This is a genomic window from Amycolatopsis sp. NPDC003676, assembly GCF_053587275.1.
Window position 1 is genome coordinate 108524 of record NZ_JBSFNS010000005.1, and the last position, 12572, is coordinate 121095.

At 68.4% G+C, this 12572-nt stretch carries 8 protein-coding genes and 1 riboswitch; of the genes, 4 read left to right on the top strand and 4 right to left on the bottom strand.

What is annotated here, in order from left to right:
• Nucleotides 1–301 precede the first annotated feature (301 nt).
• Nucleotides 302–430, bottom strand: a riboswitch (cobalamin riboswitch).
• 8 nt (nucleotides 431–438) lie between these two features.
• The 4 genes from ACWDNU_RS04775 to ACWDNU_RS04790 form a co-directional block, all read right to left on the bottom strand.
• Nucleotides 439–1479 carry a 3-isopropylmalate dehydrogenase gene (locus ACWDNU_RS04775; RefSeq protein ID WP_037811756.1) on the bottom strand — a complete coding sequence of 347 codons (1041 nt, stop codon included), beginning with the start codon at nucleotides 1477–1479 and terminating at the stop codon, nucleotides 439–441.
• A 262-nt stretch (nucleotides 1480–1741) separates the two neighbouring features.
• Nucleotides 1742–5074 (bottom strand): S8 family peptidase, encoded by a 3333-nt coding sequence (locus ACWDNU_RS04780; RefSeq protein ID WP_449667776.1) that lies wholly within the window; start codon nucleotides 5072–5074, stop codon nucleotides 1742–1744.
• Between the two features lie 253 nt (nucleotides 5075–5327).
• Nucleotides 5328–6926, bottom strand: coding sequence for a phosphoglycerate dehydrogenase (gene serA / locus ACWDNU_RS04785; protein WP_449667777.1), 1599 nt, complete (start codon nucleotides 6924–6926; stop codon nucleotides 5328–5330).
• An 80-nt stretch (nucleotides 6927–7006) separates the two neighbouring features.
• Nucleotides 7007–7606, bottom strand: coding sequence for a TetR/AcrR family transcriptional regulator (locus ACWDNU_RS04790; protein WP_449667778.1), 600 nt, complete (start codon nucleotides 7604–7606; stop codon nucleotides 7007–7009).
• A 206-nt stretch (nucleotides 7607–7812) separates the two neighbouring features.
• On the opposite strand from ACWDNU_RS04790, the gene ACWDNU_RS04795 reads away from it, so the two are divergent.
• The 4 genes from ACWDNU_RS04795 to ACWDNU_RS04810 all read left to right on the top strand — a co-directional run bounded on the left by ACWDNU_RS04795 (nucleotide 7813) and on the right by ACWDNU_RS04810 (nucleotide 12156).
• Complete coding sequence (locus ACWDNU_RS04795) at nucleotides 7813–8658, top strand: TIGR03620 family F420-dependent LLM class oxidoreductase (protein WP_449667779.1); 846 nt, start codon at nucleotides 7813–7815, stop codon at nucleotides 8656–8658.
• Nucleotides 8659–9036: 378 nt separating this feature from the next.
• Nucleotides 9037–9663, top strand: a complete 627-nt coding sequence (locus ACWDNU_RS04800; RefSeq protein WP_370939650.1) for a DUF1345 domain-containing protein — start codon at nucleotides 9037–9039, stop codon at nucleotides 9661–9663.
• 156 nt (nucleotides 9664–9819) lie between these two features.
• Nucleotides 9820–11166 (top strand): ankyrin repeat domain-containing protein, encoded by a 1347-nt coding sequence (locus ACWDNU_RS04805; RefSeq protein ID WP_449667780.1) that lies wholly within the window; start codon nucleotides 9820–9822, stop codon nucleotides 11164–11166.
• A 93-nt stretch (nucleotides 11167–11259) separates the two neighbouring features.
• On the top strand, nucleotides 11260–12156 hold the full coding sequence (locus tag ACWDNU_RS04810; RefSeq protein WP_449667781.1) for a nuclear transport factor 2 family protein: 897 nt from the start codon (nucleotides 11260–11262) through the stop codon (nucleotides 12154–12156).
• Nucleotides 12157–12572 lie beyond the last annotated feature (416 nt).

The window sequence follows — 12572 nt, forward strand, 5'->3', positions numbered from 1 at the left end:
CCGAACCATCCAAGCCACTCTCGCCGCCCAACGGCGAAAAACAGCCGTCCCCGACAACCGCCGACGAAGCCCCGCCGGAACCAGGCGGCGAAACCCCACCCGAACCACCGTCGCCAAAAACCGGCGAGTCCCCAGCCCCGCCAACCACGGATCCAGGAGAAGCGGAACGTTCTTCAGACGAAGGCGAAGACCAAGACGAAGACACCACCGGCGACGACCCAATCGAGACATTGGGCCCGCAAAAGACGGCAGCCGCCGACGGCGGGAGTGTCGTCTCCCGCAGACCACGACGGGAGGGGACGAGGTTCGAGGAACCTCCGCCGGTATCGGGCTCGCCTTCGGCTCCCGAAAAACAGGAGCCGAAGGCCTACCGTTGCGGGTCAGCGCCGGATTTCGACCGGCTTCCGCGGCGGGGGTCCGAAAAACTCAGGACGGGGTCTAGCCGGCCTGACGGGCGTTCGACGAGACCAGCGCCGCGAGGCGGTCGCCGATCGCCTGGGTCGCGCCGGGCGACGACTGGTCGCGCGTGGCGAGATCGAAGGCCACCGAAGCCTCGATGCGCCGCGCCGCTTCCTTCTGGCCCAGGTGGTCCAGCAGGAGCGACACCGACAGCACCGCGGCAGTCGGGTCTGCTAGACCCTGGCCGGCGATGTCCGGCGCGCTGCCGTGCACCGGCTCGAACATGCTCGGGTTCCGGCGCGTGATGTCCAGGTTGCCGCTGGCCGCGAGGCCGATACCGCCGGTCACCGCGGCCGCGAGGTCGGTGATGATGTCGCCGAAGAGGTTGTCGGTGACCATCACGTCGAACCGCGACGGGTCGGTGACCAGGTGGATCGTGGCGGCGTCCACGTGCGAGTACGCGACGGTGACGTCCGGGTGCTCCAGCGAAACCTCTTCGACGATCCGCGACCACAGCGAACCGGCGTGCTCCAGCACGTTGGTCTTGTGGACGAGCGTCAAGTGCTTGCGCGGACGCTCTTCGGCGCGGTTGAACGCGTCCGCGACCACGCGCCGCACGCCGAAGGCCGTGTTGACGCTGACCTCGGTGGCGATCTCGTGCTCGGTGTCCTTGCGCAGCAGGCCGCCGTTGCCCGCGTACGGGCCTTCGGTGCCTTCGCGCACCACGACCATGTCGACGTCCCCGGCGTCGGCCAGCGGGCCGCGCACCCCGGGGTACAGCCGAGCCGGGCGCAGGTTCACGTGGTGGTCCAGTTCGAACCGCAGCCGCAGGAGCAGGCCGCGCTCGAGGATGCCGCTGGGCACCGTCGGGTCGCCGACCGCGCCGAGCAGGATCGCGTCGTGCTGGCGCAGTTCGCCCAGCACCGACTCCGGGAGCAGCTCCCCGGTGGCGTGCCACCGCGAGGCGCCGAGGTCGTAGTTCGTGATCTCCGCCGCCGGTGCTACCTCACCGAGCACCTTGAGCGCCTCGGAGACCACCTCGGGCCCGATCCCGTCCCCTGGGATCACCGCGAGCCGCATCCACACACCTCCGTAGCCCAGGCCACCGGGCGCACCGATGGCCCATTCGCACAAAAACGCCAGCAGCGGAAGGTTACCGGCCGTAGACAAGGTGCCGTAGCCGCACCACCCTTATGCCGCATCCTCCCACAGGGTGAGACACCCGTTCGGGCGAACGGAAACGGGGGCTTGCCCAGGCCGGACAGCCTTGGCAAGCCCCCGCGTCCCGCGATGCGGCCGCTTCCGCGGCTCACCTCAAGTTCCCCTCAAAGGGTGAACCGGGTCAGCCGCGCGGCACCTCCGATTCGATCCGCACGACCGAGGCGCGCTGCCCGGTCGCGTTGTGGTGCTCGATCGCCAGCAGACCCTTCGCCTTGTCCCCGGCGACGGCGTCCTTGTTGCGGTTGACCACCAAAGCCGTGCCCGGCTTGGCCACGTAGCCCAGCGCCGCGTCGCCGCCGCCCTGGACCGAGTACGCCGGCGCGAGCGCGTCGAACGAAAGCGGAGTGCTGACCTGGTCGATCAACCCGTTCGAGGTACCCGGCGCGACGTAGTACCCGGCGGTGCCGACCGTGTAGCTGATCCGGTGCGACGCCTCCTTCGGGTCGATGCCGAGCGCGGCGATGCTGACCGGCAGCACCATCACGTTCGAGTCGAACACGTTGGTGTCGACGTCGCCGAGCTGCCCGTTGATCGCCTGCAGGTCCACCGACGGATTGCCCGGCTTGGTCAGCGACACCGTGTTGACGAGCAGCACGTCCGACCCCGTCGCCTTCGTCACGAAGGTTTCGAAGTCCGGCTTGCCGTCGCCGTTGGTGTCGATGTCCACGAACGGCACCGTGTTGCTGCCGAGGTTCGCGAAATCGCTCCAGGTCGTGATCCCGAACGCCAGCGTCGCGTTCTCCGGCTCCCCCTGCGCCTTGGCGAGCGGGGCCGTCGACGCCGCGCCGATGTAGCGCAGGTCGCCGCCCTTCGCGGTGCGGTTGAGGGTGCAGTCGGACGTGACGTGCGAGTCGCATTCCGGCAGCTGCGGCGATTCGGCCTGCAGTTCGAGCACGCTGATCAGCGAGCGGTACCGCTGGGAGCCGCTGCCCTGGTCGATGCCCTTGCCGCCGAGGTTCAGCACGGCCTGGTCGGCGTTCGCGCCGAAGCGCACGCCGCCCGGGGTGGTGATCGCCGAAACCGGCTTCGGCGACGAGTACACGGCCACCCGCAGCGGAACGGTCGCGCCGTTCTTCGGGGTGAACGCGACCCGGCCCGAAGCGTCGGCCACGAACTGGCGGGCGAGCCCGGCCTGCGAAGCCGCCATGGTCGGGTCGAGAACCTTGCGCAGCGCCTTCGGGTCGGTGATCTTCAGCGTCACCTTCACCGTCGCGACGCCGCGCGGGTTCAGCTTCACCGAGCTCTTGTCCACTGTGTACTCGACACCAGGCAGGTTGTTGACCGCCTCGTAGCCCACCGAGTACTCAGCGGCCTTGACGCCCTTGTTGACCACCTTGATCGTCTTGCTCAAGGTGACCGGACCAGCCGCCTCGACCGTGCCGAACGTGACGCTGACCGCGCCCGGGTCGTCCTGCACGTACGCGAGAACCTGGTTGTCCAGAGCGGCTTTCGCGTCGATCCGGCCGGCACCGACGCGCTGCGGGCCGTAGGTGTGGCCGGCTCCGTCGGTGATGTCGTGCACCGCGGTGCCCACAACGTCGGCCTTGACCTCTTCGACGCTCCAGTCCGGATGCGCCTGGCGGACCAGCGCCGTGATGCCCGACGTGTGCGGCGCGGCCATCGACGTGCCCGAGATGACCAGACGCTCGTTGCCGCTGCCGCGGAACGCCGACGTGATCGTGTCGCCAGGCGCGGCGAGGTCCGGCTTCACCGACGGACCGCGTCCGCCGCGCGAGGTGAACGAGCTGGGAGTGTCCACGATGGACTGGTCGTAGGTCTGCAGCGTGGTCCGCCCGGCTCCGTACAGCCGCACAGTGAGCGTGCCCGCGGTCAAGCCCGCCCGCACGGCCTGGGTGGCCTTGCCGGTGAGCTGGAACATCGGAACCGCCGCGTTGCCCGCGATACCCGCGCCGAAATGCTCCACTGTGGACGAAAGCAGCACGCCCTTGGCGCCAGCGGCCTGCGCGTTGTTGGCGCGCGCCGCGGAACCGCACGGCCGGGTGGCGTCGTTGTCGTCCCACTCCAGCCAGGCGATCTTGCCCGCGACCTTTGCCTTGTCCTCAGCCGAATAGGCGGCGCAACCTGCGTTGTTGCCCGCTGAAATCGGCACCACCGGCGCGGTGAGGTCGAGGGTGTCGTAGCCGGTGTACTCCTGGCTGTACTGGCCCGGCTGCTGTCCGGCGGTCGGGATCTTGACCTCGATCGCGTCCCGCAGTTCGCCCGCGTCGCGGCTGCTGGCCACGGTGAGCGCTTCCGGCGTGTTGCCCGGCGAACCGGCGATGTCGTTGATGTCGCCGCCGTTGCCCGCCGAGATCACCGGCAGCACGTTGTTCTGCGCGAGCTTGCGCACGAACAGCGAGTCCGGGTCGTCCGGCGCGCCGAAGTCGCTGCCCAGCGACAGGTTCACGACGTCGAGGTGGTCGGTGAAGTCGCCGTCGCCGTCCGGGTCGAGCGCCCAGTCCAGCGCCTGCGACGTGACGTTCGTGGAACCCTTGCAGCCGAACACCTTGATCGCGTAGAGCAGCGCCTTCGGCGCGGTGCCCGGCCCGATCCGCATGGCGTCGAGCTTCTTCTTGTTCAGCTTCTTGTAATCGCCGGTGAACGTGCTGCCGTCGGCGTTCACGCCGTAGCCGCCGATCGTGCCCGCGACGTGCGTGCCGTGCTCGCCGCACGCGATCGGGTTGGGGTCCGGTTTCGGCGTCGGCGATCCGGTCTTGCCCGCCGAGTCGTAGTCGTCGCCGACGAGGTCGGTGCCGCCGACCACCTTGGCGCTCGGGAACAACGGAGACGGCTTCGTCCGGTCGACCGCCTTGTACGCCTCGGGCGTGCCGGGGCCGCCGAAGTCGGCGTGGGTGTAGTCGATGCCGTCGTCGATCACGCCGACGCGGATGTTGTCGCCGAACTTGCCGGTTTTCTGCCAGCTGGCAAGCGTGTTGGTGAGCTGTTCGGCGCTGGCGTTGGTGCGGTTCTTCGGCACGACCGTGCGCACAGAGACGACGTCCGGCCGTTCCGCGAGCTGGCGGATCTTGGCCGCGTCGGCGGTGACGACCGCGCCGGGCACCGCGTTGGCCGTCTGCGTGACCAGCTTCGTGCCCGCGTCCGCGGACCGCAGCTGTCCGACGACGGAGCTGACCGCCGCGGCGACGTCGGCCTTAGCCGCCTTCGCCGCCTGCTTGGCCTTCTCCTTGCCCTTGCCCTGCTCCTCCTTGAACGCGTCCACCGCGGGTTTCTTGGCCAGCTCGACGAACGCGGTGATCTGCCCCTGCGCCGCGCTCAGCCGGGGCGAAAGCTTGCCCTGGACCTTGCTCGCGTCGACCTTCGCCGGAGCGACCGGCTCGGCCAGCGGCGCGCTCTGCGCGGACGCCGCGGGAATGGCGACGGCCGCCGCCAGCACCACCGCGGAACCCACGACCACCGAACGGGCAGCCCACCCGGGCAACCGGGTTCTGCTCATGTGAGTAACCCCTTCTCGAGGCCCGGATCACGAACCTGCCCGCGCTCCCCACTCGCACCCCCGACGGTGAGCACCGGCGCCGCGCCGTGCTCTCACGGCGCGTGGTTCAGCCTCGCGGCAAGAACCTAGCTGTCCGAAACCCCTACTTTCGTGCGGAAAAAGCTCCGTTACCCGAATGTTGCCGGTCCGGGTGAACAGCAGAACGGCCCCTCTCCCGGAGTCCGGGAAAGGGGCCGCCTGCGCGAAATCTTGACTAGCTGAAGTCGACGGCGCGGATGGTGTGCGCGCCCACCGTCGCACCGATCGGCTCGAGCACGTTGGCGTCCACGTGCCGGTCGACGCGCAGCAGCATGATCGAGTCGGAACCGTCGGTGCTCTGGCTGATCTGCGCGGCCTCGATGTTGATGCCCGCCTCGCCGAGCAGCGTGCCGACGCGGCCCATCACGCCGGGACGGTCCGGGTACTCGATGACCAGCACGTCGCCCTCGGCGCGCAGGTCGAAGTGCCTGCCCTTGACCTCGACGATCTTCTCGACCTCGTCCTTGCCGGTGACCGAACCGGACACGGTGAGCGTCGCGCCGTCGCCGTGCACCGCGCGAAGGGTGACGAGGCTGCGGAACTTCGGGCTCTCCGACTCGGCGACCAGCTCGGCCTGCACGCCGAGCTCCTCGGCCAGCCGCGGCGCGTTCACGAAGGTGACCTGGTCCTCGACCACGCCCGCGAACAGCCCGCGCAGCGCCGCCAGCTTCAGCACCGCGGTGTCTTCGCTGGAGATCTCGCCCTTGACCTCGACGGTCAGCGACGTCGGGGCCTTCGAGTTCAGCGCGGTCAGCACCTGGCCGAGCTTCTGGGTGAGCGACAGGTACGGCCGCACGTGCTCGCCGACCGCGCCGCCGCCGGACACGTTCACCGCGTCCGGCACGAAGTCGCCGCGCAGCGCCAGCAGCACCGAACGCGCCACGTCCGTGCCCGCGCGGTCCTGCGCCTCAGCGGTGGACGCGCCGAGGTGCGGCGTGACGACGACGTTCGGCAGGTTGAACAGCGGGCTCTCGGTGGTCGGCTCGGTGACGAACACGTCGATGCCGGCGCCGCCGACGTGGCCGCTGCGCACGGAGTCGGCCAGCGCCTCCTCGACGATGAGACCGCCGCGGGCGGCGTTGACGATGATCACGCCGGGCTTGGTCTTCTTGAGCGCCTCGGCGTCGATGAGGCCCTTGGTCTCCGGCGTCTTCGGCAGGTGGATGGAAATCGCGTCGGCGCGTTCCAGCAACTCGTCGAGGGTGACCAGCTCGATGCCCAGCTGGGCGGCGCGCGCGGCCGAGACGTAGGGGTCGTACGCGATGAGCTTGGCCCCGAAGGCGGCGAGCCGCTGGGCGAACAGCTGGCCGATCTTGCCGAGCCCGACGACGCCGACGGTCTTGCCGTTGATCTCGACGCCGGAGAACGAGCTGCGCTTCCACTCGCCGCCGCGCAGGCTCTGGTCGGCGGCGGGAACGCGGCGGGCGACCGCGAGCAGCAGCGCGACCGCGTGCTCGGCGGCGGAGACGATGTTCGACGTCGGCGCGTTCACCACGAGCACGCCGCGCTCGGTGGCGGCCGGGACCTCGACGTTGTCCAGGCCGACGCCGGCCCGGGCGACGACCTTCAGCTGCGTGGTCGCCCCGAGCACCTCGGCGTCGACCTTGGTGGCGGATCGGACCAAGAGCGCGTCGGCGCTCTTCACCGCCTCGAGCAGAGCGGGACGGTCGGTGCCGTCCACGTGCCGGACCTCTACCTCTTCACCGAACACACTCAGCACGGAGGGCGCGAGCTTCTCCGCGATGAGGACTACGGGTTTGCTGGGCTTGGTCACGATGCGGCTCCCACTATCTGGTCACGAAATCGAGGACGCTCTCTCGCGGCGCACGTCGTTGTGCCCGGACTGGCGGGAGTTTAACGCGGTGCGCTGACAGCCCGCTGCCCCCGCTGTTCACTTGTTTGTAATCCGGTGAAGACAAGCGCCATCAGGCGCTCTGTACCGCCTTCGCCCGGCAGGTGGGATCCGGCCCAGGAAGCGCCGTGCAGCAACAAAAGCAACTCTTGGACGGTCACGTCGGTGCGGAAAACGCCGGCCGCCTGCGCCCTGTCCACTAAGTGGGACGCGGCGTCGCGCATCGCGTCACAAGACGCGTGCAGCCGCGATTCCGGATCGTCGAAGGCGTCGGCCAGCATTTCGGTAAGGCCACGGTAAACGGCGGAGGCTTCGCCGAAGCCGATGAGCCAGGTGTACAGGGCCTTGAGCGGATCCTCGGCGAGGAGCAGTTCGCGAGCTTTCTCCGCTTGCGTGTCGAATCGCTCCCGCAGCAGCGTCTCGACCAGGTCTTCCCTGGTCGGGAAGTGGCGATAGAGGGTGCCGATCCCGACGCCGGCGCTGCGGGCGACGTCCTCGAGCGAGGCATCGACGCCGCGCTCGGCGAAGGCGCGCCTCGCTTCGGTCAGCAGGCGTTCGTAGTTGCGGCGGGCGTCCGCGCGCATCGGCTTGGCGTCGGTCATCTCGGTCCGAGCTTATCCCGTGACAAATCGGAGGAGCCCTCCGTATAGTAACCGGAGGCAGCCTCTGGTTACGGCTGCGTCCTCAGTGGACGTACCGGCCGGGCTGCGCCGGGATCGACGCCGCGCCTCCGCGGCCACGGAACTTTCTTGGAGTCTGTTGTGGATGTGTTCGCAAAACTGCCCGCCAGCGCGGAAGGCGGGACGCGATGACGATCGGAATCTGGACGTTCGCCTTTGACGGCAAGGAAATCGGCGAGGTACGCGCGGCCGCGAGCGAGGTCGAGTCGCTGGGTTTCGCCGCGCTGTGGTTCGGCGAGTACCGCGGACGGGAGGCGTTCACTCAAGCCGCGCTGCTGCTGGAGGCGACGACGAAGTTGGCTGTGGCGACCGGGATCGCACGCTTTTCCGAACGGTCCGCAGCGGCCGCTGAAGCAGCCGGACGCACGCTGGCCGAGGCCTATCCCGGCCGGTTCACGCTCGGGCTAGGCGGACATCGGCCTGGCGGCGGAGGCAGTGCGATGCAGGACTATCTCGACGCCATGGACGCGGCAGATCTGGATTTCCCCGCTGAGGTCGGTTCGAGTGCACGGCCGCGTCGCCTGCTGGCCGCCCTCGGACCAAAAATGCTGCAACTGGCGGCCACCCAGGCCGACGGTGCCCACACGTATTTCGTCCCTCCGGAGCACACAGCGTCCGCCCGGGAAACGATGGGACCCGACGCCTACCTAGCCGCCGAACAAGCCGTCGTCCTCGACCCGGATCCCGTGCGGGCACGGCAAATCGCCCGCGAACACGTCGCGACATACGTGCGGCTGGCCCCACACCAACGAGCGAACCTGCGCCGCCTCGGCTACACCGAGGAAGACCTGGCCGACGGCGGCAGCGACCGTCTCGTCGATGCGATCGTGGCCCACCGCAGCGAGAAGGAAGTCGCCGACCGAATCCGCGCACACCTCGACGCCGGCGCGAACCACGTCTGCGTCCAGGTCCTCGGTGCCGGACCGGAGATTCCGCTGGACGGCTGGCGTCGCCTCGCTTTGTTGGCGCTCTGATCCCCGCGGTGGGGCTTTCGGCAGCTTCTCGCGAAAGCCCCACCCCGGCTTGCTTCCGTCGTCTCGCCAAAACCCGGCCGACGTCTCGCCAAGGTCCGACTGACGTCTCGCCAGAATTCGGCAACTGGCCGACCCGCGGTTGCCGACGCCATCCCGCCAACCGTAGGAAAACCCAGCTCACCAGTGATTCGCCACTGAGCGGCGAAACCGCCCGCCTCCGCTGCACGGACACTTCCACCTTTACCGGAGCCATCCCCCGCACACACGGAACTTCCCCTGAACAGGCGACCTAGCCAGGACCGTTTCGCCGCCCAGCGGCCACAACCCCGCTGTTATCTTCGCCAGACGCCTCGCCCGCGTTCGCCCCGGGAGCCGCCGGTGTTCACGAAACTCGCCATCGCCGCGTCCCGGACGGTCGAACTCGTCCTGCTGATACTGGGGATCGTCACCCTCGTCAAGGACGACACCGTCCTCGCCCTTCTCTTCTGGGATCTGCTCGCGCTGGTCTACCTCGGCATCCGGATCGCGCGAGTGTCCCGTAGCCGAAAAATCGACCACACCGACGCCCGATGGCTGAAGGGCGTTCTCGGCCGCCGGCTCGGACTGCTGTTCACGCTGTTGACCAGCCTCGTCGGCGTCACCGGCGGATTGTCGATCGTGTTGCCGGAAACGACCGGCATCGACCCGGCCGACGCGAAAATCGTCGGCGTCCCCGCGGTCCTGCTGGCCTGGGCGATCCTGCACTTCGGCTACGCGGAACGCTACGCCCAGATGTACTACGACAGCCTCCCGACGCAGCACTTCCGCTTCCCCGAAACCGAACGCCCCACGCTCGCCGATTTCACCTATTTCGCGTTCACCATCGGAACAAGCTTCGCGGTCTCGGACGTCGAAACGCGGACGACGTCGATCCGTTCCCTGGTGCTCGCGCACAGCGTCCTGTCGTTCATGTACAACACAGCCACGCTCGGCATCGCGGTCAGCGTCATCACCGGCGGACGTTGACCCTTGTGAGTTACAGTGTTTCTCGCGCGGCAGGGGCCGCGTCCTGTCCGCGGAAAGGGCCGAGCCCACCCCCGTACCACGAGTTGCCGAGCTTTCCTTCTTCCCTGCCCGGTGCCGGCGGACCACGGGGCGCGCAAGGGAAGGAAGGACTCCCTGATGACGGCCTTGCCCGCCAACCCCAACCTCGGCCAGCTCCGCAAACAGGCGAAAGAACTCGCCCGCGCCGACTCGGTCGCACTGTCGGAAGCGCAGTTCCGCCTCGCTCGCCGCTACGGATTCCCCAGCTGGCCACAGCTGCAGACGTACGTCCGCCGAATCTCCGAGCATGGCCCGAACGTCCAGCACGCCTACCACCAGGACGTCGAGTACTACCGAGGCCGCGCCGTCGGACTCCTCGCCTCAGCCGAAGACGGCACCCCAGCCGCCCGCGCCGCCTTCGACCGCCACGACCAACCGCTGACCCGCACCGGCGCCTTAACCGTCATCGCTAGGGAGCACGGTTTCCCAACCTGGCGCGCGCTGAAGGCCCATATCGAGGATTTGCCGAAAAACGGCGAACCGTTCGCCCGGGCGTATCAGCTGGTAGAAGCCCGAGACTTGGACGGCCTGTCAACACTGCTGGCCGAGGCTCCGCACCTGGCCCACGCTCGAGGCACCAACGGAAACGATCTCCTCGGCATGGCGTCCGCGACCCACGACGAACGCCTCGTCCGCGTCCTGCTCGACCACGGTGCCGATCCCGCTCGAGCCAACGCGCACGGTTGGACTGCCTTACATCAAGCCGCCTACGGCAATTTACCACTGATTGCCGACATGTTGATCAACGCCGGCGCACCCTTGACCGTCTCAGGCCGCGGCGACGGCGGAACCCCGCTCGTTGTGGCTCTGTTTTGGGGAAATCGCGCTGTTGCCGAAAAACTGGCAACGCACGAACGGTCCCCTCACAACCTGCGCGTCGCAGCCGGTCTCGGCGACGCCGCACTGCTGGATGAACTCGTCAGTCCAAAGGGGACTCTTTCGCCAGCGGCCGGCGCACACCGTGAGTTCTACCGCCCGCACAGCGGTTTTCCCTTCTGGCAGCCAACGAACGACCCCACGGAAATCCTCGACGAATCCCTAGCCTGGGCCGCCCGTAACAACCAAGCAGCCGCACTCCGCACCCTGACGTCACGCGGCGCAAACCTGAACGCCGATGTCTACCGCGGCACCGCCCTCACCTGGGCAGCGGCGTGTGGCCACTCAGCGGCGACAGAAACCCTGCTGTCACTAGGCGCGAACGTCAACCACGTCGGCACCTTCGGCGGCCCACGCCACGGCGTCGGCGTCACCGCGCTGCACCTGGCCGCCCAGAGCAACCGACTGGACGTCATCGAAATCCTCGCAAACGCCGGTGCCGACCTCACCGCCCGCGACGCCCTCTGGGACAGCACTCCCGAAGGCTGGGCGGAAGCGTGCGACAGCCCCGACGCCCAAGAACTGCTGCACCGCCTCCGTCGCCACTAATCGGCAACTCTCCGCGCTGGACAACCGGAGTCGATAGTCCGTATCGTATCGGACTATCGACTCCGGTTACCCCAGCGCACTGCGGAGGCCCTCATGCACACCCCACGCGACCTGTTCGACCAGCTCTCCTCTGGAATCACCGACGGCCGCTTCGCCGACCTCGCCCAGCTCTACGCCGAAGACACCGTCGTAGAGCACCCCACCGCAATACCCAGGCCCGGACGTTTGGAGGGCCGCACCGCATTGCACGACCGTTTCGTCAGCGGCCTCGGCCAAACCCTCCGTCTCAAGCGGCACGACGTGACCATCCACGAAACCGCCGACCCCGAGGTCATCGTCGCCGAATACCAGTACACCGCCGAGTCACGGAAAACCGGCCAGACGACCGAAACGGCCAACATCCAAGTCCTCCGCGCCCGCGACGGACTCCTCACCCACACCCGCGACTATCACGACTACCTGCGCCTGGCCGCCATCCAAAACGCGACCGCCGGCCTAGCCGAGGCATACGCCCAAGCGCCCGCTTACGAACCTCGCCCCATCGCACCTCGCCCGGCCGGACTCTTCCCCGCGAACAGCCGCGAAGGCGTATTCCAACGAGTCGTCTTCGGCGTCGCCGACGGCCGCTGGTCCGAACTCCCCGACCTCTATGCGGCAAAAACCGATATCCGACACCCGTTCCTGCCAGGTGCCCCCGTCCTCCGCACTCGAGACGACCTCCGCACCCACTTCGCCGCCGGTGCTGCGCTCGCTCTCCACATCGAAGTGACGGACCTGGTGCTCTACCTGAGCACCGACCCAGAAGTCATCATCGGCGAGTCGACCTACGTAGGCGAAACCAGCGGCGGGGTGCCGTTCCAGGTGAACAACATCTTCGCAATGCGCATCCGAGACGGAGAGATCGTCGAATCCCGCGACTACGGCGACCACCTCGCCCTTGCCGCAGCCACCGGCCGTCTACCGGAACTCATCGCCCGCGTCGCCGAGTAGCGGCAACTCCTCCACGGCGTCGCCACTAAGCGGCGACAACCCGATGCCAGACACCTTGACCAATCGGCAACGTCCCCTCGCCGCTCAACGGCAAACCTCGCCACCACGCACGTCGCCGCTCATCGGCAACGACTGCCGCCGACTCCTTCGCCATTCAGCAGCAACTGCCGCCAGCACGGCCACGCCGTTCAATGGGCAGCACTCGTCAGCGCAGCACTAGCCGCTCAACGACGAGCACGCGCCGTCACAGCCTCGCCGCTGAACGGCAACACTGCTCTCGCCACGGAACGGCAAACAACTGCCCTCGCAGCTCTCGCTGCTCAGCCACGTCCCGCAGCTCTCGCCACTGGGCGGCGAATGCCCGCCCCGCTGTCTGGCGGCAACCCATTCCGACGGGGTTCGCCGCCCGACGGCAA